Annotated in this window: 26 protein-coding genes and 5 pseudogenes; 16 read left to right on the top strand and 15 right to left on the bottom strand. The window is 70.7% G+C overall.

Translation table 11 applies throughout. The features are described from left to right. Positions 1-53 precede the first annotated feature (53 nt). On the top strand, positions 54-515 hold the full coding sequence (locus ACWG52_RS36060) for a Crp/Fnr family transcriptional regulator (RefSeq protein WP_202203272.1): 462 nt from the start codon (positions 54-56) through the stop codon (positions 513-515). 9 nt (positions 516-524) lie between these two features. Then, a complete protein-coding gene (locus ACWG52_RS36055) occupies positions 525-1,178 on the top strand; it encodes a CBS domain-containing protein (protein ID WP_053613062.1) in 654 nt (217 codons plus the stop codon). 14 nt (positions 1,179-1,192) lie between these two features. On the opposite strand, the gene ACWG52_RS36050 is transcribed toward ACWG52_RS36055, so the two are convergent. Beyond that, positions 1,193-2,014: an ABC transporter permease subunit gene (locus ACWG52_RS36050; protein ID WP_329096311.1), complete on the bottom strand. Its 822-nt coding sequence runs from the start codon at positions 2,012-2,014 to the stop codon at positions 1,193-1,195. Next, positions 2,011-2,922: an ABC transporter ATP-binding protein gene (locus ACWG52_RS36045; RefSeq protein WP_326747012.1), complete on the bottom strand. Its 912-nt coding sequence runs from the start codon at positions 2,920-2,922 to the stop codon at positions 2,011-2,013. Before ACWG52_RS36045 ends, ACWG52_RS36050 begins: the two co-directional genes overlap by 4 nt. A gap of 645 nt (positions 2,923-3,567) precedes the next feature. On the opposite strand from ACWG52_RS36045, the gene ACWG52_RS36040 reads away from it, so the two are divergent. Together ACWG52_RS36040 and ACWG52_RS36035 are read left to right on the top strand one after the other, a co-directional pair. Next, positions 3,568-4,239 carry an HSP18 transcriptional regulator gene (locus tag ACWG52_RS36040; RefSeq protein WP_389806905.1) on the top strand — a complete coding sequence of 224 codons (672 nt, stop codon included), beginning with the start codon at positions 3,568-3,570 and terminating at the stop codon, positions 4,237-4,239. A gap of 579 nt (positions 4,240-4,818) precedes the next feature. After that, positions 4,819-5,094, top strand: a complete 276-nt coding sequence (locus ACWG52_RS36035; RefSeq protein ID WP_389806738.1) for an isoamylase early set domain-containing protein — start codon at positions 4,819-4,821, stop codon at positions 5,092-5,094. Positions 5,095-5,394: 300 nt separating this feature from the next. Here the strand turns inward: ACWG52_RS36035 and ACWG52_RS36030 are convergent, their stop codons facing one another. Next, positions 5,395-5,727, bottom strand: a complete 333-nt coding sequence (locus ACWG52_RS36030) for a hypothetical protein (protein ID WP_389806739.1) — start codon at positions 5,725-5,727, stop codon at positions 5,395-5,397. Between the two features lie 167 nt (positions 5,728-5,894). Between ACWG52_RS36030 and ACWG52_RS36025 the strand changes: the two genes are divergently transcribed. Then, positions 5,895-6,386 carry a CBS domain-containing protein gene (locus ACWG52_RS36025; RefSeq protein ID WP_326747021.1) on the top strand — a complete coding sequence of 164 codons (492 nt, stop codon included), beginning with the start codon at positions 5,895-5,897 and terminating at the stop codon, positions 6,384-6,386. A 9-nt stretch (positions 6,387-6,395) separates the two neighbouring features. On the opposite strand, the gene ACWG52_RS36020 is transcribed toward ACWG52_RS36025, so the two are convergent. Then, complete coding sequence (locus ACWG52_RS36020) at positions 6,396-6,866, bottom strand: pyridoxamine 5'-phosphate oxidase family protein (RefSeq protein ID WP_453127069.1); 471 nt, start codon at positions 6,864-6,866, stop codon at positions 6,396-6,398. 175 nt (positions 6,867-7,041) lie between these two features. Between ACWG52_RS36020 and ACWG52_RS36015 the strand changes: the two are divergent. After that, a pseudogene (locus ACWG52_RS36015) lies at positions 7,042-7,505 on the top strand (Crp/Fnr family transcriptional regulator). A gap of 60 nt (positions 7,506-7,565) precedes the next feature. On the opposite strand, the gene ACWG52_RS36010 reads toward ACWG52_RS36015, so the two are convergent. From ACWG52_RS36010 to ACWG52_RS35985, 6 genes and pseudogenes are all read right to left on the bottom strand, one after another. Next, on the bottom strand, positions 7,566-7,724 hold the full coding sequence (locus tag ACWG52_RS36010) for a hypothetical protein (protein WP_185559107.1): 159 nt from the start codon (positions 7,722-7,724) through the stop codon (positions 7,566-7,568). Between the two features lie 41 nt (positions 7,725-7,765). Beyond that, positions 7,766-7,987: pseudogene (locus ACWG52_RS36005) on the bottom strand (histidine kinase); the annotation flags it as partial. Positions 7,988-8,085: 98 nt separating this feature from the next. Beyond that, positions 8,086-8,274 (bottom strand): annotated as a pseudogene (locus ACWG52_RS36000) (DUF1918 domain-containing protein); the annotation flags it as partial. 29 nt (positions 8,275-8,303) lie between these two features. After that, positions 8,304-10,880, bottom strand: coding sequence for a cation-translocating P-type ATPase (locus ACWG52_RS35995; protein WP_453127067.1), 2,577 nt, complete (start codon positions 10,878-10,880; stop codon positions 8,304-8,306). A 7-nt stretch (positions 10,881-10,887) separates the two neighbouring features. Further along, the gene (locus ACWG52_RS35990; RefSeq protein WP_389806744.1) at positions 10,888-11,745 is read right to left on the bottom strand and encodes a universal stress protein; all 858 of its coding nucleotides are present in this window, start codon (positions 11,743-11,745) and stop codon (positions 10,888-10,890) included. After that, positions 11,742-12,614 (bottom strand): universal stress protein, encoded by an 873-nt coding sequence (locus ACWG52_RS35985; RefSeq protein WP_390137794.1) that lies wholly within the window; start codon positions 12,612-12,614, stop codon positions 11,742-11,744. Before ACWG52_RS35985 ends, ACWG52_RS35990 begins: the two co-directional genes overlap by 4 nt. A 1,065-nt stretch (positions 12,615-13,679) precedes the next feature. Between ACWG52_RS35985 and ACWG52_RS35980 the strand changes: the two genes are divergently transcribed. After that, positions 13,680-14,612, top strand: coding sequence for a 1-phosphofructokinase family hexose kinase (locus tag ACWG52_RS35980; protein WP_389806746.1), 933 nt, complete (start codon positions 13,680-13,682; stop codon positions 14,610-14,612). 216 nt (positions 14,613-14,828) lie between these two features. Here the strand turns inward: ACWG52_RS35980 and ACWG52_RS35975 are convergent, their stop codons facing one another. Beyond that, a complete protein-coding gene (locus ACWG52_RS35975; protein ID WP_389806747.1) occupies positions 14,829-15,515 on the bottom strand; it encodes a universal stress protein in 687 nt (228 codons plus the stop codon). A 186-nt stretch (positions 15,516-15,701) separates the two neighbouring features. Here ACWG52_RS35975 and ACWG52_RS35970 point away from each other — a divergent pair, with 186 nt between their 5' ends. Continuing rightward, positions 15,702-16,148 carry an OsmC family protein gene (locus ACWG52_RS35970; protein WP_326747030.1) on the top strand — a complete coding sequence of 149 codons (447 nt, stop codon included), beginning with the start codon at positions 15,702-15,704 and terminating at the stop codon, positions 16,146-16,148. Positions 16,149-16,511: 363 nt separating this feature from the next. Here ACWG52_RS35970 and ACWG52_RS35965 read toward each other — a convergent pair. Continuing rightward, positions 16,512-17,379: pseudogene (locus tag ACWG52_RS35965) on the bottom strand (MFS transporter); the annotation flags it as partial. A 127-nt stretch (positions 17,380-17,506) separates the two neighbouring features. Between ACWG52_RS35965 and ACWG52_RS35960 the strand changes: the two are divergent. The 6 genes from ACWG52_RS35960 to ACWG52_RS35935 all read left to right on the top strand — a co-directional run bounded on the left by ACWG52_RS35960 (position 17,507) and on the right by ACWG52_RS35935 (position 21,082). Then, positions 17,507-17,953, top strand: coding sequence for a DUF6153 family protein (locus ACWG52_RS35960; RefSeq protein WP_389806748.1), 447 nt, complete (start codon positions 17,507-17,509; stop codon positions 17,951-17,953). Positions 17,954-18,030: 77 nt separating this feature from the next. Then, positions 18,031-18,660 carry a DUF305 domain-containing protein gene (locus ACWG52_RS35955; protein WP_389806749.1) on the top strand — a complete coding sequence of 210 codons (630 nt, stop codon included), beginning with the start codon at positions 18,031-18,033 and terminating at the stop codon, positions 18,658-18,660. A 19-nt stretch (positions 18,661-18,679) separates the two neighbouring features. Beyond that, positions 18,680-19,417, top strand: a complete 738-nt coding sequence (locus ACWG52_RS35950) for a F510_1955 family glycosylhydrolase (RefSeq protein WP_389806750.1) — start codon at positions 18,680-18,682, stop codon at positions 19,415-19,417. Then, the gene (locus ACWG52_RS35945; protein ID WP_389806751.1) at positions 19,414-19,638 is read left to right on the top strand and encodes a hypothetical protein; all 225 of its coding nucleotides are present in this window, start codon (positions 19,414-19,416) and stop codon (positions 19,636-19,638) included. The genes ACWG52_RS35950 and ACWG52_RS35945 overlap by 4 nt, the downstream gene beginning before the upstream one ends. A gap of 93 nt (positions 19,639-19,731) precedes the next feature. Next, positions 19,732-20,151: a hypothetical protein gene (locus ACWG52_RS35940; RefSeq protein ID WP_326747034.1), complete on the top strand. Its 420-nt coding sequence runs from the start codon at positions 19,732-19,734 to the stop codon at positions 20,149-20,151. A 193-nt stretch (positions 20,152-20,344) separates the two neighbouring features. Beyond that, positions 20,345-21,082, top strand: a complete 738-nt coding sequence (locus ACWG52_RS35935; protein ID WP_389806752.1) for an ABC transporter permease — start codon at positions 20,345-20,347, stop codon at positions 21,080-21,082. A gap of 8 nt (positions 21,083-21,090) precedes the next feature. Here the strand turns inward: ACWG52_RS35935 and ACWG52_RS35930 are convergent, their stop codons facing one another. Further along, positions 21,091-21,699: a TetR/AcrR family transcriptional regulator gene (locus ACWG52_RS35930; RefSeq protein WP_389806753.1), complete on the bottom strand. Its 609-nt coding sequence runs from the start codon at positions 21,697-21,699 to the stop codon at positions 21,091-21,093. 116 nt (positions 21,700-21,815) lie between these two features. Here ACWG52_RS35930 and ACWG52_RS35925 point away from each other — a divergent pair, with 116 nt between their 5' ends. Beyond that, on the top strand, positions 21,816-22,673 hold the full coding sequence (locus tag ACWG52_RS35925; protein WP_389806754.1) for a class I SAM-dependent methyltransferase: 858 nt from the start codon (positions 21,816-21,818) through the stop codon (positions 22,671-22,673). Between the two features lie 27 nt (positions 22,674-22,700). Here ACWG52_RS35925 and ACWG52_RS35920 read toward each other — a convergent pair. After that, positions 22,701-22,982: pseudogene (locus ACWG52_RS35920) on the bottom strand (metal-sensitive transcriptional regulator). Positions 22,983-23,151: 169 nt separating this feature from the next. On the opposite strand from ACWG52_RS35920, the gene ACWG52_RS35915 reads away from it, so the two are divergent. Further along, entirely contained in the window at positions 23,152-23,298 is a 147-nt protein-coding gene (locus ACWG52_RS35915; RefSeq protein ID WP_453127062.1) for a hypothetical protein, read from the top strand. Between the two features lie 215 nt (positions 23,299-23,513). Here the strand turns inward: ACWG52_RS35915 and ACWG52_RS35910 are convergent, their stop codons facing one another. Further along, positions 23,514-25,613 carry a SpoIIE family protein phosphatase gene (locus ACWG52_RS35910; protein WP_389806755.1) on the bottom strand — a complete coding sequence of 700 codons (2,100 nt, stop codon included), beginning with the start codon at positions 25,611-25,613 and terminating at the stop codon, positions 23,514-23,516. Positions 25,614-26,322 lie beyond the last annotated feature (709 nt).

The raw sequence follows: 26,322 nt of genomic DNA, 5'->3' as shown, positions 1-26,322 counted from the left end.
AAGAGACCGGCACGACCCTGAAGGGGAACGGCTGGAGGCACACCATGACCGCCATGACCACTCTCCTCGACGAGATGGAACCCGAAGCACGCCAGGCTCTGCTCGCCCACGCCCACCGCGTGGACATCCCCGCCGGAACCCGCATCTTCAAGGAACGGCAGCGGGCCGACCGCTTCTGGATCATCGAGAACGGCACCGTCGACCTCGACCTGCACGTCCCCGGCCACAAGGCCGCCGTCGTCGACACCCTCGGTTCAGGAGAGCTCCTCGGCTGGTCATGGATGGTCCCGCCCTACTCCTGGCACCTCGGCGCCGTCACCACCCACCCCGTTCGGGCGCTCGAATTCGACGCCGAGGCCGTACGGAAGCTCTGCGACGAGAACGCCGCCGTGGGCCGTTGCATATCGACCGCTGTCGCCGCAGTCATCGCCCGTCGCCTCGACTCGGCCCGTACCCGGATCCTCGACCTGTTCGCGCCCCACCACAGCGACATGCCGCTCGCCTACGCCCGCTGAGGACCAGCCATGACCTCCACCCCGTACACCGTCAACGACGTCATGACGAAGACCGTCGTCACCGTCACCGCCGCCGCCGAATTCAAGGAGATCGCCACCGCGATGGAGCGCTGGAAGGTCACCGCGGTCCCGGTCATCGAAGGCGAAGGCCATGTCGTCGGCGTCGTCTCCGAAGCCGACCTCCTCACCAAGGAGGAGTTCCACGAACACGGACCGAGCCTCATCGAGCAGATGCGCCGCCTCGGCGACACCGCGAAGGCCGGATCGGTCCGCGCCGAGCAGTTGATGACCACACCCGCCGTCACGATCCGCCCCGACGCCACGCTCCCCCAGGCCGCCCGCCTGATGGCCGACCGCCACATCAAACGGCTTCCAGTCGTCGACGCCGACGGCACCCTCCTCGGCATCGTCAGCCGCGCCGACCTCCTGAAGGTCTTCCTCCGCGCCGACGACGACCTGGCCGCCGAGGTCCGCCGCGAGGTCGTCGATCGTCTCTTCCCCCTCTCGCACCGTGACATCACGGTCGACGTCACGCACGGGATCGTCACCCTGTCGGGAAGGACCCGCGACCCGCACCTCATCCCCGTGGCCACGCGCCTCGCCCGGGCCGTCGAAGGTGTGGTCGGCGTGCACTGCCGGCTCGAAGGCCCCGCCTCTGCGTAAGCGCCATGTCAGCCTTACGGGGCCAGGTCCCGCTTCATCAGCAACGCGTGGCCGAGAACGAGCCCCACGACTCCGACCCCGACCAGAACTCCCAGCTGCGGCCACAGCACATGTCCCTGTGCCAGTGCGTCACCCGGTGTGTAGTAGTGGAAGGGGCTGATGAATCGCAGGGGCGCCGCCTTCGACCAAGCCAGCGCGATGAAGTTCACCGCGAAGCCGACCGCCCCGATGGCGATCGTCGCACCGATCACCTGCGCGCGTCGGCTCCCCCAGGCCGACACGGCCAGGGCCGGTCCGGCCAGGCACAGCGCGAAGCCGCACCCCATCAGCCCCGCCGCGAAGACACCGCTCAACGGCACGTCCCGGTGGATGTCCGGGGACAACCAGACGCCTGCCGCCACCGTCAACGTCGCTGAGGTGTTGAGGGCGAGGGCGGCGATCACCACGGCGGCGGTCCGCTCGGCGAGGAGCCGGTTGCGGCTCACGGGGCGCACCACGATGAGCTCGATCGTCCCGGATTCCACGTCGGCCGCCACCGCGGCCGCGGCCAGCGCCCCGATAGCGGTCAACTGCATGGCGATCCAGAAGGGATGCACCAATCCGGCCCCGAGCAGCCCCGGGTAGCTGGCGATCGATACGTCTCCGCCCGAGCCGCTGAACGCACGGTACGCCGACGGAGGGCCCTTCCCGCCCGCAGAGAAGAGCTGCCCGGGTGCGATCGTGTTCGCCACCACCACGATCAGGGCCTCGAAAGCGACCATCCCCACCATGAGGGCCACCAGCATCCGCCGACGCCGGTGCAGTGCCAGCCACAGCAGGGGCCACCGCGTCTTCACGGCGCGGCCTCCTCCGCCTTGCCGTTGCGGTACAGATCCAGGAACGCCTCGTCCAGACCCGCCTCCTCCACGATGACGTCGGCCACCCCCAAAGCCAGCAGCTCACGCAGTGCTTCCACCACCTCGCTCGGGGGTACGAGGAGCTCCACCCGGTCGCCCTCCCAGCGGGGCGCCCACTGTTCCGCGCGCCCCAAAGGGCGCATCCCCTTCCCGTCAGCGAAGGCCAGACGAATCCGCCGCGCCCGCGCCTCCCGGAGGGCGGCCACGCTCTCCACGGTTACCAGGCGCCCTTCCCGGACGATCGCCACGCGTCCGCAGGCCCGCTGCACCTCCGGCAGCACGTGGCTGGACAACAGCACCGTGCGGCCGTCGGCCGCTGCCTGCTCCATCAACTCGAAGAACGTTTCCTGGACCAGAGGGTCCAGCCCCTCGGTCGGCTCGTCCAGGACCACCAGCTGGGGATCGTGCTGCAGCGCCTGCACCAGGCCCAGTTTCTGCTTCATGCCGCGCGAGTACCCGCCCACCGTGCGTCGCAGGACCGCGGGCGTCAGCCCCAGCCGCTCGCACAGCTCAGCTCGCCTCGTGCAGGGCCGGCCTTGGAGTGAACACAGGAGGTCGAGGGTCTGCGCCCCGGTGAGCTCCGGGTACAGCCGCAGCTCACCCGGGAGATAGCCGAGTTCCCGAGCCACCCGGCGGTGATCGGCGAGCGGGTCCATCCCCAGCACCCGGACGTGTCCGGCGGTTGGGCGCAGCAAACCCGTCAGGCACCTGAGCGTGGTGGTCTTGCCCGCCCCGTTGGGCCCGAGGAAGCCGAACACCTCGCCCCGACCGATGCCGAGCGTGAGTTCCTCCACCCCGACCACGGCCCCGTATCGCTTGGTCAGTCCCCTGAGCTCAATCGCATCCATGGCGCCCACCCCACCAGTCTGTGCCCTGGCCCAGGCCGACGCGCAGCGAGCAGGGAGCCTCCCCGGGACAGCGCCGAAAATCCCCCCAGGGGTACTGATGCGTTGCCGGCGGCATGCGCCAGCGCGTGAACAACGCCGACGAAACCCAGCGCCCCCATGACCGAGGAAAAACTCGAAAGCTCATCCTCACCCTCGCCTGACCGGCACCCGGAAGACACCCGTGCCGTTCTGCGCCACGGCTCGGGTGTCACGCGGGCCTCCGCCGGGCGCAGCGCATGGCCCGGACTCCGGCGGAGGTCGCATACGGGGCCGTGCTCCAAGAGTCCGCCCAGCGGGTCGACCGCACGTCGGCCTGCGGTTGTCACCACCTGCCACCTGGTCGCATGTCGGCCTGCGCATCGTCTGCCGTCTCTACGAGATGAGCGGATGCGCTGCACGACGGAGCCGCTTCAGTCGGACGGCAGCCGGCGGACGCGAGCGCCGAACACACGCCACCGCCGCTCATTGTCGCGCACAAGCGTTGCCGATTCCGCGAGGAGGTCCGCCGCCCGGTCGAGCAGCTCGGACGCCGAGAAGAGGTACGCAGGGGCGTTCCGCTGGGACCCCAGGTCAGCTCGCAGCGCCGCGGGAGAGAACTTGAGTGCCATGAACGAGGCCGTCGAGCCGCCGGCACCGGTTCCCTTCCTCGCCGCGGCCGCGGCGCTGGAGGCCATCGACCGGGCCCTCAAGGACGCGCAGGGATCAAACGCGGGATCACCGAGGACTACGACGGCAGTGTCCGAGCCGGACTCGGGCCCACACCCGGCCCTGGCCGCGCTGCTGATGCTGCGCGAGATTCGCGAGCAGCTCTCCGGCTGGGAGAGCGGCCTGATCGAAACCGCCCGCGGCCGGGGGGCCAGCTGGGCCGACCTCGCCGGCCCCCTCGGCGTCGCCGGCCGACAGGCCGCCGAACGGCGCTACCTGCGCCTGCGGCCCGGCAGGGACGGCAGCACCGGCGAGGAACGCGTCCAGGCCACCCGCGACACCCGCGCGGCAGAGCGCAGCGTGAACGCCTGGGCCCGCGACAACGCGGCCGACCTTCGCCGCCTCGCCGGCCAGATCACCGCACTCACCAGCCTTCCGGGCGGCGCCGAGACTGCCATCGGAGACCTGAACCTGGCCCTCGCCGACAACGACGCCGCCCGCCTCGTTCGCCCCCTGACCGACACCCGGCCCCATCTGAGACCCGAGGACGCCGCCCTCGCCGAACGCCTCGACGCCCTCACCCGCCACACCGACCAGCTCCGCCAGGACACCCACGACCAGCGCAGCACGTGACCCGCACCCCGAGCCACCTCACCAGCCGACGTGCGCGGCAGCCGGCGAGCGCTGAGCCCCGGGCTGCCGTCTTCTCGGCCATTTCGTTTCGGTGTCGCATTCCGGCGCCGGACATGACAGAGCTCGGCCGGGTGGCTACCTCCCGGCCGAGCCCTGCGTGCGTGGGGTCCAGCCTGGCTCAGAAGTGTTCCTCCGGCAGGTCGCGCTTGTCTCGGAGCTGCTCTTCCTCGCGGCGGTGCTCGCGTTCCGGGTCCTCACCGCGCTTCCTCCGGGAGGACTGGGCGGTCCCAGGATGGACCGGGTCCCGGCCGGGGCGGCGCATGGCTTCCGTCTACTCGCGCCCCAGGCCGGGTTTCCGGCGCTTGTCGTGCATTCCGCCCATGACCCTGCGGCTCCTCAATGCCTGGGATTTCCTCCCGTCCACGCTCACACGCACTGTCACCGATCGCATCATTTCAATGGCAGATCGTGGCGGACGGGTGATGCCCGCAAAGGAGCGGCACGCGTCGAGAGGCGCAGGGCTGGGCGGGCCCCGAGGATGAATGCGGCCCCTTGTCCCCGCTGTGAGGAGTTCCTTCCATGCTGGAGCGAAAGCCGCGCAAGAACCGCACCGAGGTCACTTTCGTCCTGCCCGCCGATTCCCCGCCCGGCCCGGTCAGCGTGGTCGGCGACTTCAACGACTGGCAGCCCGGCGCCCATACGCTGGCGCCGCGCCGTGACGGCACCCGGGCCGTGACCGTTGCCCTGCCCGAAGGCAGGGAGCACTCCTTCCGCTACCTGGCCGCCGGTGACTACTGGTTCGACGAAGAGGGCGCCGACGGCCACGACGGCATCAACAGCCGCCTGCACACCTGAACGGCCCAGCGGATGTGACCGGCGGCCGCGGGTTCGCGTCGGAGGTACCGGCGCGTGTCCCGGCCCCGCCATCTGGGGCCGGATCCGTGTGACGGCCCTGCCTACCGTGCCCGGCGGCAAGGGCCGTCGTTCGCGTTCAGGTCCCCGCAGGCAGTCCGACCCCAGGCAAGTGCAGGCCGCGCCTGCGCGACGCTCAAGATCATGCATCCAGGCCGACAGGAGCCTGCCGTGGAATCTCCCCACGGTCCATGGCCGGCCCTGGCCAGGCATGCGCGGTCAAGCCGGCTCATCGACGTGCGCTCATCCGGCGGCGTGAGCCGGCACCTCGTCCGTTCCACGATGAACCGCGGGGGTGAGCGGCCACGGCGCGAAGGGGACAGGTCCCCTGGTGCGCACGGCCTCCACCGCGCACTCTTGTACCGAGCGAGCCTCCTCGGAGGACGGGCAGGGCACAGGACTGCCGACCAGCGTGCACCACTTCGACGCGCCCGCGTACTGGACGGCAACATGTGCCTGCCCTGCGTCCCAGGTGGTGCGGACCGTCAGTTCCCCGGTGAGGGATCCCGCTTCGGCGGTGAGCACCCCGCCGGAGCCGGTGAACACCCCTGGGGTGGTCCATGTTGTGGATGCCATGTCAGATCACCTCGGAACAGGTCGGTCTGTCCTCATGTCATGGTCTGCCGCCGGGGCGGAGCGCACAGGGCCATGCGGTCCCACAACGGGGGTCCGCTCGGCCCTCGCCGACTCCGGCACACCGTCCTACGGTCAACCACATGGATCCAGTGGGAAGGAGCCGGACGATGAACGTGTCCGCGTACATGTCCGCCCCCGCCGTGTCCGTCAACGCCACCACGACGATCGGGGAGGCGGCCCGATGCATGGACCTCCACGGCGTCGGCTGCTTGGTCGTGACGGAGGGAACAGTATTGCGCGGCATTGTCACCGACCGTGACATCGCAGTGCGCGCCGTGGCCGGAGAGTTCGACCGCGATGATCCTGTGGGAGCGGTCATGACCGCTCCGGCTGTCACCGTCGATGCCGCCCAGGACATCCACGCGGCGTACCAGACGTTCCGCAACAGCGGCGTCCGGCGCCTGCCTGTCCTGGACGGGCGGCGAGTCGTGGGCATGCTGACCGTGGACGACCTGCTCATGGACGTCTTCCGCAGGGTGGCGGACCTGCTCGGCCCGGTCGCCTGGAGCGTCCTCGAGGAGCCCCCCGGCCCCCGGGACGAGATCGGCCCGCGCGCACGAAAGCAAGGAAAGAGCCCGCCCGCTTCTCGCGGATCCTGATCGGGGCAGCTACGGATTGACTGCCCGGAGCCTGAAGCCGGTGACCACGCCCGGTCTGATCCGAACGGCATCTGATGACGGTGCGTCGGCCCAGGACTTGAGGCGCTGCGCATAGCGGTTCAGCTCGGTCGGGTCGGTGACGGCGCTGGCATAGCCGGTGGCCACCACGCTCCAGCCCAGACGGGTGTCAGGGTCGATGGCGTCGGCCTCGTAGGCCACGACGACGTCCGGACTGTCCGGGGCCGTGAGCAGGGCCGCCAGTGTCGAGCCGTCCTGAACGCGGACGATGATGTCGCCGTCGTCAAGGAGATGGTTAACGGGGCGCACGGCAGGCAGAGCATGGCGGGTGAACACGATGCGGCCCAGTCCGACGGTTCCGAGCAGCCGGAGCGCTTCCTCGGCGCCGATCTCTTCCGTTCGTCTCCGGAGCGTAGGGCCGGCAGGAGCGACGGCGGCGCTGCCGACCGGGCGGTTCTCCATCGTTGGCACCCTCCGTCCATGGGACCGGGGCGGGGTCGCGGTGTGCTCTCCAGCGTCCCCGTTCCCGACGCGCCCAGGCATAGGCCGTTCGGTCCCTGCCTGGGCCCACAGGACCCATACCCCGGGCAGACCCACTTGCCAAAACTGGATATGGACCCGAATCAGGAGGCCGTTCATGAGCACTCCTTCTCCCATCCGCATCAATGCCGCGCTGCCGGCCGACCGCCGTTCGCGCTTGATGGAGTTCGCCCGCGAGGTCAACCTCGACGAGGGGACCCGCCTCTTCCACGAGGGGGGTCGTGCGGACCGGTTCTGGATCGTCCGGTCGGGCACCGTGACCCTGGACGTGCACGTTCCCGGTCGACGCGCGGCTGTCATCGAGACCCTCGGGGCCGGGGAGCTGGTCGGCTGCTCGTGGCTGTACAAGCCCATACGTGGCGCCTCGGCGCCGAGGCGATGACACCGGTCCGTGCCTACGAGTTCGACGCGGTGGAGGTCCGATCCCTGATGGATTCCGATACCACCTTCGGCTCGGCCCTGGGCCATTGGGTGGGGCAGGTCCTCGCCCATCGGCTACAAGCCGCTCGGATCCGCCTGCTTGATCTGTACGCGCCCTACGGCAGCGGCAGTTTCCTCTGACCCGCGACCGGCGGGGGCACGGTGACGGTGAGGACACCGTCGGCGGCAACGATCGACGCCTCAGAACGGGTGGCCTCGGCGTGACGGGCGGTGGTTCGTCAGGGCCTCCCCGATGACGGCGGGCATCTCGTCCGCGACTTCGGGTGATGCGTCCGTGTCGATGAGGCCCTCCATGCGCAGGGCCAGGGCGAAGCCGAGGGCTGCCGCGGCTTCGGCCACGGCCTCGACGGTGCGGGAGCGCAGTTTGGGCGAAGCGCCGAAACGAAACCGGCGAGCCTCCAGTCGTCACCGTTGACACCCAGTGCGCCGTACTCGGCGTCCACGAGGACGACGGCGGCCTCGACGATACCGTGCAGAACGTGGGGCAGGTCGAGCTCACGGCCGACCGACATGACGGCCTCCAGCAGGCCGTTCAGCCGGTCGCGAGTGCCCCGGACCTCGTCGATGCGGACTTGGCGCTCTTCGAGGAGCCCTCCGGCCATCGGAGGCCGTGCCGGGCGACCACCTCCACGGTAGTCTCGGCAGGATGCCCCTTCCGGTCTGGGTGCTATTGCTCCGTACGGCGGGGCCTGCCCTACTCGGCATGCAGGTGCCGGACGTGGGCGTCCGGGCCGGGGAAGAACACGGTGGTACGACCCGTGTCGGACCAACGCACGTCGTAGGGCGGGGTGCCGTCCTCATGATGGAGGGCGATGACTTCGCCGTCGCGGCCTGGCCTTCCGGCGGTGGAGCCACCCACGACGATCTGGTCGCCCACCTCGGCGTGCACTCCGGTTCCCGGTACGTACGTCTTCATGATCATGCCTTTCTGTGGAACGCGCCCCGGAGGATCCGGGCGGCGATGAGCGCCCCGAGACCGGCCGCGGCGGCGAGCCCCGCACCGGACCAACCCACGGGCTCGGTGTCCAGCAGGGACTGGAGTGCGGGCACGTACAGAGCGGCCGCCGCCAGGAGCGCGGAGGCTGCCACGGAGGCGGGGAGGAAGAGGTTCTGTGTGGTGAGCAGTCGGGCGCGCAGGCCCAGGGCCACGCCGAGCTGGGCCGCCAGCAGGGCCAGGAAGAGCACGCTCTGCCAGGGCAGGTCCATGGCACGTGCGGCGATGCCGGCAGCCAGGCTCAAGGCCGTCACGACTGCGGCGAGTACCAGGAGGCGTTGCCACACGCCCGCGGCCAGGATGTGCTGTCCGGGCGGGCGCGGTGAGCGTCGCATGGCCTGCGGGGTGACGGGTTCGGCGCCCATGGCCACGCCTGTCAGCCCGTGGGTGAGGAGGTTGATCCACAGGATCTGTCCTGCCCGCAGGGGCAACGCCAGGCCGAGCACCGGGCCTGCCAGCATCACCAGTATCTCGGCGGCTCCGCCCGCCATGGCGTAGACGAGGAAGCGCCGGATGTTGTCGTAGACGCGGCGGCCTTCCTCTACGGCCTTCACCACGGTGGACAGCTCGTCGTCGGTGAGCACGAGGTCCGCCGCCTGGCGGGCGACCTCGGTTCCGCGGGCGCCCATGGCCACACCGATGTCGGCCTGGTGGAGGGCGGGGCCGTCGTTGACGCCGTCCCCGGTCATGGCCGTTACAGCGCCCCGGGCGCGCCATGCGCGGACGATGTCCAGCTTCTGCTGCGGGTCGGTCCGGGCGAAGACACGGATCCGGGTCAGGTCGGTGTCCGGGGCCGCGGCCAGTTCCGGCCCGGTGAGGACCTCACTGGCGGATCCGTCCTCGACGAGGCCGGTACGCACGGCGATGGCTTGGGCCGTCGCCGGATGGTCGCCGGTGATCAGGACGGGGGTGATGCCCGCCGCGCGGCATGCTTCCAGGGTCGTGGCGGCCGACGCTTTGGGCGGGTCACTGATGGCGACGAGGCCCAGGAGGCTCAGTCCGTGCTCGGCCTCGGGAGCCGGCCGGTCCCACACGAGCCGCTCGGTTCCTGCCACGGCCAGGACCCGAAAGCCTTGCGCGGCCAGAAGAGCGGCCTGACGGTGGGCCCCGTCCAGAAGCTCCTGCGGTGCGGCAAGCACCTCGGCGGTCAGTACCGCCTCTGGCGCGCCCTTGAGGCATACCAGGACGTTTCCGTCCGGAAGATGGTGCAGTGTGGTCATACGCTTGCGGAGGCTGTCGAAGGGAGCTTCCGCGAACCGGGGACAGTCCCGGTGCAGGGCGGCCTGGTCCGGGCAACCCGCTCTCGCGGCTGCCGCCAGCAGCGCGGCCTCCATCGGATCGCCCACAGCCGTCCACATGTCCGAGCCCTTTCCGGGGGGCCGCAGGCCGGCGTCGTTGCACAGGGCCGCCGTCGTGAGCAGTTCCTGCAGTGGCCGGAGCTGGTCTGCCGCCAGGGGCTGCCCTTCTCGGGTCAGGCTTCCCAGCGGCTCGTAGCCGCTGCCGGTCACATCTGCGGTGCCGGAGGGCGTCCACAGGTGCTGGACCACCATGCGCCCCTCGGTGAGGGTGCCCGTCTTGTCCGTGGCCAGGATGCTCACGGAGCCAAGGGTTTCCACGGCCGGCAGACGGCGGACCAGGGCGTTGCGGGCTGCCATCCGGCGCGCTCCGAGCGCGAGGGCGAGTGTGACCACGGCGGGGAGGGACTCCGGCACTGCGGCGACAGCCAGGCTGATGGAGGTCACGGCCATCGTGCTCCACGGGAGGCCACGCACCAGGCCCAGGGCGAAGAACAGCACGCACAGGGCGATGGTGACGGCCGCCAGGATCCGGCCCAGTGAGGCGAGGCGACGCTGGAGCGGGGTGAGGTCCCGGCCCGTGTCGAGGAGAGCCGCGATGCGCCCGAGGGCACTCGCCGGCCCCGTGGCGGTCGCGGTAGCGGACCCTCGGCCACGGACGACGACGGTGCCTGCGCTGACCGTGTCGTCCGCCGTCTTGTCCACCGGCTCGGATTCGCCCGTGAGCATGGATTCGTCCACCAGGAGTGCGGATGCCTCGGTCAGGTCGGCGTCTGCGGCGACGATGTCCCCCTCCCCCAGCAGCAGGACGTCACCCGGCACCACCAGTGCCGCCGGAACCTCGTGCGGGGTGCCGTCGCGCAGCACTCTCGCGTGCGGGGCGGAGAGGGCGGAGAGCGCGGCGACAGCGCGGTCCGCCCGGACTTCCTGCGCCACTCCCACGGTCGTGTTGAAGACGACCACCAGGCCGATGACGACGGCGTCCGGGTGGTCCCCGATCGCCATGGTCAGCACCATGGCCCCGAGGAGCACCATGATCAACGGGTCGCGGAGTTGGGCCAGCACCCGTCGGTGCAGCGGCGTGGACCGTGGGGGTGCGACTTCGTTCCTGCCGTACCGGGCCAGGCGGCGCTCGGCTTCGGCCTGGGTGAGCCCCGGTCCCGCCGGGAAGCCGACAGGCCGCGTGGTGGTCGTACGTATGGTCATGGCGGCGTCATTCGCTCGGCACGGTGATCACAGGGCAGTGCGCACGGTGCAGGAGGCCGTGGACGACGGAACCGAGGCGCATTCCGGTGTATCCGCCGCGACCCCGGCGGCCTACCACCAGGGCCGGCGCGTGCTCGGCCGCCCGCGCCAGTTCCTCGACCGGGTGGCCCGTCATGGCCTCGTGGGTGACGTGCACGTCGGGGTACTTGTCCGACAGGCCGGCGGTGGCCTCGGAAAGCAATGCGCGGTGGGCTCGCAGGGCGACTCCCTCGTCGTTCGGCACGAACAGGGCTGGTTGCCACACGCAGACGACCCGGAGCGCCGCTCCGCGCAGGTCCGCCTCGTCGAAGGCGAATGTCAGCGCGGCCGTGGCCGATGCGCTTCCGTCGAGGCCGACGGCCACGTAGGGCGGCTGCCGGCTGATGTGCTCCCCCTCGCCCACGACGACGACCGGGCAACTGGCCTGGGCGCTGACGGGGACCACGATGGAGCCCGCGCTGAAGAACTCCGCGGTGCGGCTCAGGTGTCGCGAGCCGAGCACGACCAGCCGGGCCTCCTTGGCCACCCTGCCCAGGACAGGGGCGGGGAACCCGTGGAGCAGGTCGCCGGTGACGTCCACCTCCGGGTGACGGGCGTGTACCCAGTTGCGAGCCTGGTCGAGCCTGTCGGCTCCCGCCCGTCGCAGGGCCATGTGGCCCGGGGTGTCGTCGACGTGGTGGGTGTCGTGCTGCGGCGCCACCGCGAGCACCAGGTGCAAGGGAAGCCGACGGCGGTGCGCCTCGTCGGCGGCCCAGGCGAGGGGCAGATGCCAGTCCCTGGCTGGGTCGATCCCGACGACGATGTCTCGGCCCTTGCGGCCGGTCATGGCCTGCTCCCGAAGTCGCTGCCCATCCGGGGAATGAGGAGGACGGGGCAGTGCGCGTGGTGCAGGACGCCGTGCGTGGCCCTGCCCAGGCTGCGGGTCATTCCGAGGGCGCCGGGGACCCGGCGGCCGCCCATGACGAGCAGGTCGGCGTGGCGGGAAGCCTCGACCAGGACGCCGGCCACGGAGATGCTCTTCTCGGCGTCGGCCCGCACCTCGAGGTCGGGGAACTCGTCGCGGACCGCGTCGGTGACGGCACGCAAGGCTTCCGCGTGCGTGGCCGCGATCTCGTCGACGTCGTCGAGCATGCTCACAACCAGGCCTACGGACTGCAGGATGTTCCAGACGTGCAGGAGTCGGAGCGATCCCTTGCGCAGTACGGCCTCGCACGCGGCGTAGCGGGCGTACAGGAGGTCGTGCTCGTCTCGGATGGCGGCGAGGACGGTTCCGGTCTCCTCGGCCCCGTCGAGGCCCCGGACAATGACGACCGGGGTCATGGCGGCAGCCGCGACGTCCAGGCCGACCGAGCCGAGCATGAGCGAGTCGAATCCGCCGACGCCGCGATTGCCCACCACGATGGTGCCGTGCAGGGCACCGGCCCGGTGGAGGGTGCTGACGGCGTCGGCTCGGCTGAACTCCGTGCTCACGCGCAGACCTGGGTACTGGTCGGTAACAGCCTTCGCCGTTTCGTCCAGGAGTTCCCGGCCGTTGGCGCGGACCCGTTCGATGATCTCCGCCGACAGGTAGAGGGTCCTGCCGTCGGTGTCGGCCCCGTAGACGATGTGCAGGGGGCGGTCGCGGCATGCGGCCTCTGCTGCTGCCCACATGGCGGCCGTACGTGCCGCGTTCGAGCCGTCGACGCCAACAACCACTGAACTGGAATCCGGGGTGCGGAAGGTGCTTTCCACGGTTCCTCCAACCGATAAGCCGACGGGAGACACCACTCACGATGGCACTGCCGACGCGCCCGGGCGAGGGCCGCCCGGGACCGCGATCGGGACCAAAGGTCCCCATCGTCCCGCGCGCCGCCGCTCCGCCCGAGGGCCATCGCCCTCCCGGCCCCTTCTTGTCCGTCCAGGGGCGGAGATCGCCGCGTACGGGGTCGTGGAGCAGGGCGAGAGCGAGGTCGACGAGTCGATGGTGAATTCGACCGATGGCCGCTGCGCCCACCCGAGCTGCCTGCCCGGTCCCAGGGTGCCTCGCCCCAGACCGGTCCGAAAGTTCACCAGGATCTTGCCCGGATGCCGCAGCGGTCACCGGCTACCCGATGCCCCCGTCAGAACTACCAGCCGGGGAACAGACCCAGCCGTGAGCCGGAATGCAGGAGACGTCAGACTGTTCCAGTATGGGAGCCGGGTCGGACGTGTCGCTGTCCACGGAGGTGAATACGTTGATCTCGCCCGGGCGGCGCCGGGCCAGTGGAGCTGGACGAGACCTTCGGCCGCACGGACCAGTTCCCGGGTGGGCCACGGGTACGTCATGCGCCGGTCCGGCCTATTCGGGTGCCGGGCCGTACTCCCCTCGGGGGTGAGGGCTGAACAGCAGCGCGTCCCTGGCCGACGGTGGGCTCACGATCACCGTACTTGAGGCCCGAGCAGCCACAGCACCAGGCTGAGAACGGCATCCGGCAGCCAGCGCGAGAGGACAGCGGGCATGGCAATGCCTCATCCGATCAACGGTCGGCACGATCGTCAGGACTCGAAGCTCTCCCAGGCCGCGGCCACGCTCGGAATTGACCTCAGCGCGTGGGATCAGGCCCCGGTCTCCTCAGGCCGCCGTGAGCGGGGCCGTGCCCAGCAGGTGGTGCGCGGGGTAGGCGCCAGCGCGGCCTCCAGGGCACCGCGATGAACACGGCCGCGACTCCGTCCCCCTCCACAGCCGAGACTCCCGACGGTGCGGGGGGATCGGGGAGTGCCTCCGGGCCGTCGATCCTCACCTTGACGATGAATCCTGCGGTCGATCTCTGCTGGGAGGTCGATCGCCTGGAGGGCATCGGCAAGAACCGTGCGCGGGTCAGGTCGGTGGCCGTCGGGGGCGGAGGGATCAATGTCGCCCGTCACGTCGTGCGGTTCGGGGGACGGGCCACCGCCGTCCACACCGCGGGAGGCGAGGTCGGCCTGCGCGTCAACCGGCTGCTGGACGAAGAGGGCATCGACCACGTCGCCGTCGACATCGCCGACGACACCCGCGAAGCGCTCGTGCTCTTCGAGACGCAATCGCGCCGCAGTTTCCACATCGTGCCGCCCGGCCCGCGCCTGCACCGGCACGAGGGAGAGCGGTGCCTGGAGGTGCTGGAGCGGTTCGTGGCCGGCAGTCCCTCGTACGTCGTCGCCAGCGGCAGCCTGCCCGCCGGGCTGCCGGACGACTACTACGCTGCCGTCGCCCGCCGGGTCGGGGACGCCGGATCCCGGCTGATCCTCGACACCTCCGGGCCGGCGCTCCCGGCAGCGCTCGCCGCAGGCGTGTTCCTGTTCAGGTGCAACCGAACCGAGGCCGAGACCCTGACCGGCCACCCCGTCAGCGGCTTCGACGACGCCCGAGCCCTCAACGAGCGCCTGCTCACCACGGGGGCCGCCGAGATCGCCGTCACCACCCTCGGAGCGCTGGGCGCGCTGTGCTCGACCGTGCACGGCCACACCGAACTCCACGCACCGCCGCTGCCCGGTGAGCCCCTGAGCGATGCCGGGGCGGGAGACAGCATGGTCGCCGCCCTCACCACGCGGCTGGCCGCCGGCGAGGACCCCGTCAGCGCCTGCGCGCTGGGGGTGGCCACGGCCGCCGCGGCGATGCTCACCCCCAGCACCGAACCGTTCGACGTGGAGGTGGCCCGGTCCCTCCGCCCACAGGTGCGGACCGCCCGCCGCGGCTGAGCAGGGTCTCGCCGCACCTGCCTGTCCCTCGTCGCCGGATCTCGGGACTAGCCGAAGGGCACGACGGCGACCGGTGCGGCACGTGACCGATGTGGGCCCCATCGGCGCCGGGTGCCTGCGGCGCCCGACCACCACGAGTTCCGCGCCCTCCGAGGCGTCCACGAGCTGAACTGCGGCGGCTCCGATGACGGCTTCCTCGACAACTTGGACGTCCGGTCAGCTCCTGCGCAAGGGCCGGACCAGTTCTGCCACAGCGGATGCGACGTGGCCACCGACCGTCTCGCCAATGCCTGGATCGGCCACCATCGCGTACACGGACGGACCGGGCAGAGTCCAGCCGTGCACGACGCGAACCCTCACGCCCCGACGCGCCGCCTCCAGGAACGCGAAGGCGAGCACGGGCGTGTTCGAGTGTCGGAGGTCGGCGCCCGCGACGATCTCGCCGACAGCCGGTCCGGGCACCTCTCCCGCGGCCGGGGCGTCCGCCCGGTCGGCGCGTACGAGCACGACCGGCCGGTGTGAGCGGCGAACGACGGCCAGAGAAACAGACCCGGCCTGGAACCCAACGAGTCCTCCGAGCCCGCGGGAGCCGAGCACCATGAGATCCGACTCGTCGGCGGCCGCACTCAGCAGGGAGCGAGCGCGCCCACGCACCTCTTCGGTCGTCACCTCCAGCCCCGGGTGGTCCTTGCTCAGTTGCTCGGCCGTGTCGCGGAGCGGTCCCGTGAACCGCTCCGCATCGTAGGCGGCGATCGGGTAGGGAATCGCGGGCGCGACCGGCAACTCCTCCACGTGGACCATGCGCAGGGGGGCCTCGCGCCGTACGGCCTCGCGTGCGGCCCAGGCGGCCGCGGCGACACTCTCGGAGGATCCGTCCAGACCCACAGTGACCTGAACAGTCATGTCGTACCTCCTCCTCGACGCGTCGGAGCGGAACGACCGGAAGCGTCCGAGCGCGGTATCCAGCTTCGCGCTCCGCCTTCGGTGGCGTGAGGGGCCGACCGGGCCAGACAGCTGCCCGAAGGACCCATGCCCGAGGCCGACGGATCGCCGACAGTGGCAGCACCCACCGGAACCGGAGGTACGGCCATGACCGACACTGCACCGGGAAGGTCTGGTACTCGGCTGCCGGAGGCTGCCCACCGGCTCGATGTCGCCCACGTCGACGGCGATGTCTATGTGGTCGACGTGCGCGGCCACCGCTTCCGTGTCGACCAGCCCACGGACGCGGGCGGGACGGACACCGCGCCCACGCCGACCGAGCTGTTCGCAGCCTCCTTGGCTACGTGCGTCGCCTTCTACGCGGGGCGCTACCTGCTGCGCCACGGTCTGTCGAGCGACGGCCTGGCCGTGCGGGCAGAGTTCGCCATGGCCACCGACCGACCCGCCAGGGTGGCCGCGGTGCGCCTGGTGATCGAGCCGCCCCCGCAGATGCCCGAAACGCGGCGCGCGGGTCTTCTCGCCGTCGCCTCGCACTGCACCGTCCACAACACGCTCCAGCAGCCGCCAGAGATCGGGATCGACCTCGCGTCGTAGCCGCCGCTCGGCGCAAGACGCTGATCCTCCGCCTTATGAATCACGCGGTTACCGGGTCTATGTTCGTCACCTCGACGCTGAGGGGGATGGATGGGCCCTGACGAGGTGATGATCGACGCCCTGGCGGAAAAAATCCTCGGGGGCAAGGTCGGAGGCGCCCTCCACCTGCCATTCCGGTGGAAGCAGAAGAATGCGCCACGTCGCCTGTCCTCCCCCTTTCACGTCGAGGCCAGCACACCCGTCCAGACCGATCTCTCCTGCCGTCTCGACCTGCGCTTCCGAATAGGGCTGGACAAGCCGTGGGAGTACAGCCTGATGCTGCTCCACCCCGGAAGCGGCACGATCCTGCGCCGCCTCGATGTGCGAGGTCATGAGCAGCATCAGCAGACCGGTCATGGGCAGCAGCGCCGCTCCGGAGGCGAAGGCACCGTAGCCGAGCGCCTGCTGGAGGTAGAGGTTGAGGAAGTACCACATCGGGATCCAGGCTGCCCCGAGCAGGGCCATGGCCAGGTTGGAGACGCCCAGGCCGGGGGTGCGCCAGATGCCGAGCGGCATGAGCGGCGCCCTCGAGACCCGCTGGATCAGTACGAATACGGTCAGCAGCACCAGACCCGAGAAGAGTTCGACGAGGGTCGCGGCCGAGGTCCAGCCGGCTTCGGGGGCGCGGACGACGGCGAAGACGGTGAGCGCAAGCCCGACGGTGACGGCGGCCGCGCCGAGGACGTCCACCCCGCCCCCGCGGCGGGCGCTGACGGCCGGGAGGAAGCCCGTGGCCAGCAAGGTGGCGATGCCGATGGGGACGTAGACGATGAAGACCCAGGGCCAGCTGGCCCACTCGGTGAACACCCCGCCCAGGAACACACCCGCCGTACCGCCGGCCGGTGCGGCGGCGCCGTAGAGGGCGAGGGCCTTCCCGAGCTCCTTGGGGTCGTACCCGAAGAGCATCATCAACAGGGTCATGGAGGCAGGTGCGATGAGCGTGCCGCCCACGCCCTGCACCGCACGACCTGCGACCTCCACCCAAGCGGTGGTCGCGGCCGCAGCCAGCACGGAGCCGGCGATCAGGACGCTCCAGCCGACCATGAAGACCTTCCGGGCTCCGAGGAGGTCGGAGAGGCGGCCCCCCAGAAGAAGCAGTCCGCCGAAGGCGATGACGTAGGCGTTGAACACCCACTGCAGATCCCCCTGGGAGACCCATGGCCCACCAGCGACGCGGATTGACGGTAGACATGACCGCTCCCACCCCCAAGGGGTATCTGTCGATGAAATGAACCGTATACCCCCTACGGGTATTTCCCAAGATGCAGGAAACCCGGCCCGGCTTCGCACCTTGAGGAAGAGGCGCTTACGATGCCGCTATGGATCAGCAGGCGAGGCGCGCGGTGACGCCCCTCGGGCTGCGCTCCCACCTGCTGCTGGTCTTGGCCGTACTGGTCGGGCTCGTGGCCATGCACGGCCTGGGGCCGGGTGCTGTTCCGGCTTCCGCCGCCGCACCCGGGTGCGCGGCCGCCGACGAGACGGCCATCGGGCACGGCACTCCTGGGGCGGGCGAGCACGCAATGAAGCTCGACCCCGCGGTGCGTGCCGACGAGCCGGTCGGCGACGGCGGCAGCGGGCACGCCCAGCACGCGGATGCGACCTGCGCCGCCGCGGGCACGGCGGGCACCCCGGTCCTGGCCTCTCCGGCCGCCGCCTTGACCATCGTTACGGCCGCGCCGGTCCTCGATCTCGGAATCGACATGAGCAGTGCGGTTGGCGGACGCGCGCCACCGTCACTGAGCGAACTGCAACTCCTGCGCGTATAGGGCAGCCCGAGCTCTCGGACCAGCCCTTACCCCGGCACGCCCATCGCGCGCGCCTTCACCGCAGGAGTTGCACCACTATGACCACCAAGCGTTCCCTGATCCGCCGCGCCACCGCAGTGGCAGCAGCCGCCACCGCCGCCCTCGTCCTCGCTTCCTGCGGCGGAAACGGCGACAACGCCGGTTCGGCCCACAACGGCCACAGCGCCGCCTCGCCGTCCACATCCGCCCCGGCACAGCAGGGCGACCACCACGCGGCCGACGTCACCTTCGCCCAGGGGATGATCCCCCACCACCGTCAGGCCATCGAGATGGCCGGCCTCGCCGCGACCCACGCGGAGTCGGCCGAGGTGAAGAAGCTCGCCACCGAGATCAAGAAGGCTCAGGACCCGGAGATCAAGACTCTGTCCGGCTGGCTGACCTCCTGGGGCGAGCAGGTCCCGGCCGAGGGCCAAGGCCACGGCGGGCACGACATGTCCGGGATGATGTCGGCCGAGGAGATGATGCAGCTGGAGTCCTCGTCCGGCAAGGCGTTCGACGCCGCCTTCCTCCAGATGATGGTCAAGCACCACGAGGGCGCGGTCGCCATGGCGAAGATCGAGCAGTCCGACGGGAAGTACGGGCCCGCCAAGGAGATGGCCGGAGCGATCATCACCTCCCAGAGCGCGGAGATCGCCCGGATGAACGCCCTCCTCGGCAACAAGAGCTGACGCGATTCAGCACGCCTCGGTGCGGGCAGCCGGTGATGGCTGCCCGCACCCGCCCGCCTGTCCCTTCTCAATCGTTCTGGACCTCACACATGACCATCCGCTTCCGGATACCCGCGGTCGCTGTGGCGGTCGGCGCCTGCTGCTGACCGCCCGCTCGACCACAAGCCCCAAGGCCACCGCGCCCAAGGCCGGCGATCCCGTCCCGGGAACCGGGCACCTCCACGGTCTCGGCGTCGACCCCGCCGACGGCACCCTCTACGCCGCCGGGCATCTCGGCGTCTTCCGCCTCGGCCCCACCGGCGCCGTACGGATCGCCGACCGCTACCAGGACACGATGGGCTTCACCGTCACCGACCCGCGCACCTTCCTCGCCAGCGGCCACCCCTCCCCCACCGACCCCACCGCGACCTCACCGCAGCTGGGCCTGATCCGCAGCGCGGACACCGGCCAGACCTGGACCACCGTCTCCGCCGGAGGGGACGCCGGCTTCCACTCCCTCCAGCAGGCCGGCCCGACCCTCTACGGCCTCGACAGCCAGACCTCGCAGATCTGGGCCAGCAAGGACGGCGGCGCGACCTGGGAACGGCGCGCGAAGATCCCAGGCGGCGACCTGGCCGCCCACGCAGGGGCGCCCCAGGAGGTGTGGGCGACCACCCGCGACGGACTGCTGCACAGCACCGACGGCGGTGCCACCTTCCAGCCGGTCCCCGGCGCACCGGCCCTGGCCGCCGTAGAGCGGCCCGCCCCGGACAGTTGATCTCCCTCGCTGCCGACGGCAAGGTCGTGGCCAGCGGCGACGGCAGGTCCTGGAGCGAACGCGGCCGCCTCCCGGGCGGTGTACAGCCCGCGGTACTGACCGCGGCAAGCCCCGCCCACCTGCTGGCCGCCGACACGAACGACGCCGTCTACGAGTCCAAGGACGGCGGACGCCCGTGGAATACCGTGCACCAACCGGGCCACATGAACCCAGGGCACTGACTTGCCCGGAGCCAGCCGCAAGATCACCTATCGGAGTGAAGCCTGCGGGGACCGCCCCGCGGGCCGCCACGGGGCCGTGGATAGGATCGCGACGTGAACACCGCCCGGCCCCGTACCTCCACCTTGCGGACCCGCATTCTCGCGGGCCCGCGATGTGTGCTGCTGGTGGCCATGCTGGTGTTCGCCTTCCTCTACTCGCACGGCGTCAGCCTCGACGGGGTCCGCGGCCACACCGACACGGCCGCCGGCTTCCTCACCTCCACCACGGATTCGGCGCTCGCCGAGAGCACCCCGGACGACCATCACGGCGAGGGACACGGCGCGTCCCACACCGCCGAGGAGTGCGCCACCAGCGCGCCGCAGCAGCCGCCGACGCTGATCCCTCCCACCGAGCACGCCCTTACGCGGATCCTGCCGGCGGTGCTCGCTGCGTCCCCGGACCGGTATCACGGTCCCGCTCCGGCCCTGGGCGGCTCACGACCGCCAGGCACCACAGCAATCCTGCGCATCTAGACCACTCCCGGCTCCCGGCGCCTCCGTAGGCCGTCGGTGAGCTCATGCTGCCCGCACATACGTAACCCTGCCCGCCCCGAACCGGGGCCGGGCCCGGTGCAGCCTGCCCTCCGGCAACCGCTCCTGCCACTACCGCGACGCGACCGTCGTCGGCTCGGCCCGGGCTGCACCCGTACGCCTGCAAGGAGTCCCCATGACGCCCACCCAGCTCGCCGACCGCGCCCCGGCCGCGCCCGTCCCCGCACCCCGGTCAGCCGGCCGCAGCGAGATCCGCGAGGCCCGCTCCCGACGCAAGAGGCTCCTGGCCCGCTACCTCGGATACGTCGGCTACTTCGTCGGCGCCGGCCTGATCAGCGGCGCCGTCGTCCACCACCCCCTGGACCCCGCCCGCTACACCCGCATCGCCCTCTACGGCGTCCTGCTCTTCCTCGCCGCGACCGCGCTCAACGAGTTCCTGCTCACCCGCCGCAAGGCGACGTTCAAGCAGGTGGCGGGCATCATGGGCGCCTCTCTGCTGCTCTCCTTCGGCATCGGCATGCTCAGCGGCGGCCTCCAGCACTTCTCGGACTTCCCCACCCGCGCCGCCACCCTCATCCCCGCAGGCATCCTGCTCTCCTTCATCGCCTTCGTGATCAAAGACGAGGACGCCTCCTGGCGACGCATATTCGGCCTGACCGGACTCGCCATCCTCCTCACAGCCGTCGCCGCCTTCGCCGGCCTGCGCTACGTCGCGTCCTCCATGGCCCCGGAATCAGGCGGGCACAGCCACGGCACCGGCGCCGGCGAGAGCGAGACCCACCACGAGGAACCGACCGTGACCGGCAGCACGCAGCCGACCCCGCAGTCCAAGCCGACGGCTCCGGCCCGCACGGCTCCCGCCACTCCCCCGACTGAGCAGCCCCAGGACGACGGACACGCGCACGGGCACTGACTCCGCGGTCACTCCATCGGCGGCTGCTCGGCACCACCCAGCAGTACGGCCAGCAGCCGCCCGATGATCTTTTCCGGCTCCTCGCCTCGGCCGGGAACGCATGTCATCAGCAGGTGATGCATCGTGCCGACCAGTGCCAGCGCGATGGTGGCGGTATCGGCGTCCGAGACCATCCGGCCACCACCCTGCTCCGCCTGCAGGTAGGCGGTGAAAGCGTGCTGGATCGCGTCGAACGCAGGCGCTCCGGACTGGAAGCCTTCCCGGGTGTGCAGTGCGGCCGCCGGGCGTGTCAGCGCCAGGCCCACCACTGCCGGGGGCAGGGCATCCAGCAAGGCGAGAACAACGCTCTGGAGATTCCCCGCGACCGTGGCCTGCCCCACCTTCTCGTGCAGCGCCGCGGCTTGGCGGGCACTGCGCGCGAACCGGTCCAGAATCAGTTCGGCGACGAACTCGTCCAGGCCGGCGAAGTGGGTGTGCAGGACGCCCTTGCCGCAGTCCGCCTCAGCGGTGACGGCCCGGCTCGTGAGGCCCGCCGCACCGTCACGGGCCACTACGCGCTCCGCCGCCGCGAACAACCGCTCGCGCAGGTCCGGAATCGCCACTCCACGAGGTGACACAACAGCCCCTTTCATCAAGCCCGTTGCGAGTATGGGCGAACGCCCATACTGTTTGGGCGCTTGCCCATACTAGAGCCGGGGCGCCGCGCTGCGCCCCGGCGGGACGGAGTTCACCCATGGCTCGATTCGCCAACACCGCACAGGCCGAGGCGTGGAACGGTTACGAGGGCGAGCAGTGGGCCCGCAGCCAGGAGCGCTGGGACGCCATCAACAACGGCTTCAACCAGCCCCTCCTGGACGCCGCAGCCATCACGGAAAGCGATCACGTGCTGGACATCGGCTGCGGGGCCGGGCGCAGCACCCTCCTCGCGGCCCAGCGCGCCGTCCGGGGCCGGGCGCTCGGGCTGGACCTGTCCGGCCCCATGCTGGAGCGGGCCCGCGAGTGCGCCCAGCGCGAAAGGGTGGAGAACGTCTCCTTCGTGCAAGGCGACGCCCAGGTCCACGCTTTCGATGCTGAGGGATTCGACGCGGTCATCAGCCGGTACGGCATGACCTTCTTCACCGACCCCGTCGCCGCGTTCGCCAACCTCCACCGCGCACTGCGGCCCGGCGGCCGACTGGCCTTCATCTGCGCCGCCGAAGCCGAAGCCAACGAGTGGCTTGAGGCGCTGGCCTCACTGGAGGGCATCCTGCCGCTCGGCGGCTTCGGTAAGCCCGGCGGCCCCGGCATGTTCTCACTCACCGACCCCGAGCACATTCGCACCCTGGTCACCGCGGGCGGGTTCGGCGAAGTCGACGTGCAGCGGCTCGAGGTGCCGGGAAACTGGGGCGCCGACGCGGCCGACGCCGCGGCGTTCCTGCTGGACTCCGGCCCGGGACGCCATCTACTCAGCCAGGTCACCCCGCCGCAGCAGGCGGAGGCGCGCCAGGCACTGACGGATACTCTGCACCGTCACGAGGCAGAGGGATCGGTGTGGCTGCGCAGCAGCTCCTGGCTGGTCACTGCCATGCACAACGGGGCTGGACGAAGCTGACAGCCTCCCGTACGGGGCCGCTGCCGCTCAGGAGCGGACCATGCGGGCGATGGCCTGGGAGGCTTCGGCGACCTGGCCCTTGGCCTGGTCCCCGCCGCCGGCGATCGCGTCGGCCACACAGGACTGGATGTGGTCCTCCAGCATGGTGAGCCCGAAGGACTGCAGTGCCTTGGTGGTGGCGCCGACCTGGGTGAGGACGTCGGTGTATCAGGCGTCCTCCTCGACCAGGCGTTGCAGGCCGCGGACCTGACCCTCGATGCGGCGCAGCCGCTTGAGGGCATCGTCCTTGTGGGCCACGTAACCGTGCATGGCGATCCCTTCCCGACGAGCGAGCAATTGCCCCTGGGGGATCCGAGATAACGATGAGCCCGCGCAATGTGTTCCGCCGGCGGCACGCGTACCCAGGGTCAGATCGCCGGCCTCGATGGCGGCGGCGGTGCCGGTCCCCATGGTTTCTGCGGGCTCCATACGCGAGAACGTGGCATCGGAGGCGGGTGACACGTCCCGGGGCATGGCACTGGCCGCCTGCGTCGGGATCCACCTCTCCCGGCGCATGGCACGCTCGGCAGACACCGCCAGGAAGTGGCGGCTGTTCCTGCAGTTCCAGACCGGCGGCTCACCCTGACCGTCGGCTGACACGATGCGGGCGTCGCCCAACGACGACGCCCGCATCGCGGCGCAGGTCCGTGGACACCGGAGCCGCGCCGCGAACCTCACGCTTCCAAGTCGCCTGAGCGGAGATGACCCGCAGGTTGAACAGGCTCGCGCCACAGCCCCGGTGAAGGGGGCGCGGGTGGTGGCGTCTGTACGCAGCATGGAGCGTCCAGTAGCCAGTCGCGCTCAGGTGCCGTGGCGCTCGGCCGGTGCACATATGGCTTGGGCGATGAGGATCGCCACGTCGTCGTGATCGTCGGGGTGTCGCAGTGAGTTCAAGAGCCACTGGCAGGTGTCGTCCAGGGGGCGGCGCGGTCCGTCAAGGGTGTCCAGGAGGGTGTTCAGGCGCTCGTCGATGGGGTGGCGGCGTGTTTCGACCAGGCCGTCGGTGTAGAGGACGAGCCGGTCGCCGGGGCCCAGGTCGAAGGCGGTGGTGTGGAAGGGGACGCCGCCGACGCCGAGGGGTGCGCCGGTGGGCAGGTCGAGCAGGCGGGGACGCCGGCCGATTGCGGCGAGGACGGGTGGCAGGTGTCCGGCGTTGGCGATGCGGCACCGGTGGTCGTGGGGGTCGTAGACGGCGTAGATGCAGGTGGCTATGTAGTGCTCGAGCCCGCAGGTGATCTTGTCGAGGTGTTGAAGCACCTGGTCGGGTTCCAGATTGAGGTCGGTGAAGGCACAGGTGGCGGTGCGCAGGCGGCCCATGGTGGCGGCGGCGTCGATGCCGTTGCCCATGACGTCCCCGACCACCAGGGCGGTCTTGTCGCCGGTCAGGGGGATGACGTCGTACCAGTCGCCTCCCACCTCGCTGGTCGCCTGGGCGGGCTGATAGAGGGAAGCGACGGTAAGGCCCGTGAGCGGAGGTGGGTGGCCCGGCAGGAGGCTGCGCTGGAGGGTCTCTGCGGTGTTGCGGACGCTCTGGTGCCAGCGGGCGTTGTCGATGGCTACGGCGGCCCGGGCTGCGATCTCCCCGGCGAGCAGGACGTCGTCCTCATCGAAGGGCAGGGGGTTTCGGGCGCGCAGCAGGTCGAATGCGCCGAGGACCTCGTTGCGGGCGATCAGCGGCACGGCCAGATAGGAGTGCACGCCCGCCTGCGCAAAGGCAGCAGCGGCGTCGGCATCTCGGGCGATGTGGGTGAGGTCGTCGCCGCTGGCGTGGGCCACGACGACGGGCGCTCCGGTGTGTACGCAGCGGGTGATCAGCCGGTCCGCGCCGTACGCCGCCAGGTTCCCGGCCGGCAGCGAGGCCGTAATCGCGGGTGTCGGGTAGGCGGCGGCCACGGCGAGGGCCCGGAACGTTTCCGGGCCCAGGGCGCGGGATGGGGTGGCGCGGCGGAAGGCGAGGACGTCGTCGAGGACGTCGACGGCCGCGACGTCGGCCAGGTCGGGCACGGCGACGTGGACCAGCTCCTGCGCGGTGCGCTCCACCTCCAGGCTGGTGCCGACACGGGCGGAGGCGTCGGCGATCACCGCGAGCCGGCGCCGGGCCCGGTCGGCTTCGGTGGTTGCCTGGTGGCGTTCGCTGACGTCGACCACCGAGTTCGCCACGCCGATCACCCGCCCGCTGGCGCCATCGATGCGGAAGTAGGACACCGACCAGGCGTGGTCGTGGTCCGGGTCGGCCGGCGTGCGGCCGACGGTGTACTGGTCGATCACCGGTGTGCCGGTGATCAGCACCTGGCGCAGAGCGGACTCAATCGTCTCCACGTCGAGAAGGCTCAGGATGTCGCGGGGGTGCTTGCCGATGTGGTCGGCGGCGGGGATGCCGTTGATGCGCTCCAAAGCCGGGTTCACCAGCAGGTACCGCAGATCGGTGTCCATGAGGGCGATGCCGATGGGTGCCTGCGCCACCAGGCGCTGGGAGAGAGCCAGGTCGGTCTCAAACCGTTGCAGCGTGGTCTGGTCGGCGGCGACACCCAGGGCGTAGGTGTCGCCGAGGTAGTCCAGCAGCCGCATATTGCGGAACTCCACCAGGCGCGTGCTGCCGTCCTTGTAACGGATCGGGAACGCGCCGGCCCAGCTCGCGCCGGTCCCCATCACTTCGGCGAACAACTTGACCACGAGGTCTTGGTGCTCCTCGTGGACCAGCAGGTGCGCCGCGTACTGGCCCAGGGCCTCCTCGGCGGTGTACCCGAACACCTCATCGGCCTGCGGGCTCCAGAACACGATCCGCCCACGTGTATCCAGCACGATCGCGGCCACACTGAGCAGATCGAGCAGCCCACCCGGCGGTGACAGCCCCGCCGGGCCGCCCCGCTCCTGTCCGGGGAGCGGCTCTTGTGTACCCATCCTGAAAGGCTCCCTCCTCAGCGGAGCCCGCCAGGGGCGTGCGCCGGTTGAGGGCTCTTCCTCCATGCTGCTCCCCGAACCTGGTGCCCACGATCCAAGGCATCCCGGCGAAGAACTTGGCACCCCACGCTCGCATGTCGCCCGCCCCGGCAAAGACACGGGGGGACCGTAGCGCCGCTGACAACCGGAAGCCCACGGGAGCGAGCGTGGCGCAGGGATCCGCAAAACCCCGAGAGATCGAAAAGGTGGACGAGTACCGGAGGAAGGGGATGGTGGCACGGCGTACGTCGCCACCACACAGCATGTCATCGGGGAGAGGTCGAAATCGCTGAGGGCGCGGACCTACGACAGTAAGCTTAGAACCACGCGTCGCTGCCAGGCGCGGACAGTTTGTTTCGTGTGTCGAGCGACCGGAGCGTCGCCTGGACGTTGAGGAAGTTGTCTCGGGTCCGACTTCTACGGCCCCACCGATCAGCAGGAGGCGCCGGCGTGCTGCTCCGTGGGCGGGCGCGGGTCCGCCGCAGCGGGTGACGCGACACGGGCCCTTTGTCCCGGACCGTCCTCATCGGGTCCGGGACAGAGAGCGAAGGTCAAACCATGAAGGCCCAGGTCTGCGACTTTGGCCTTCGTTCACGAGCGGATGACGGGAATCGAACCCCGGCTGTGAGCTTGGGAACCACTCGGCACTTGCTGTACCCGCATAGCGCCT

It is taken from the genome of Streptomyces sp. CLCI03 (genome assembly GCF_053615355.1).
The sequence above is the reverse complement of the archived record's forward strand: the minus strand, read 5'-3'. Positions and strand labels throughout refer to the sequence as shown.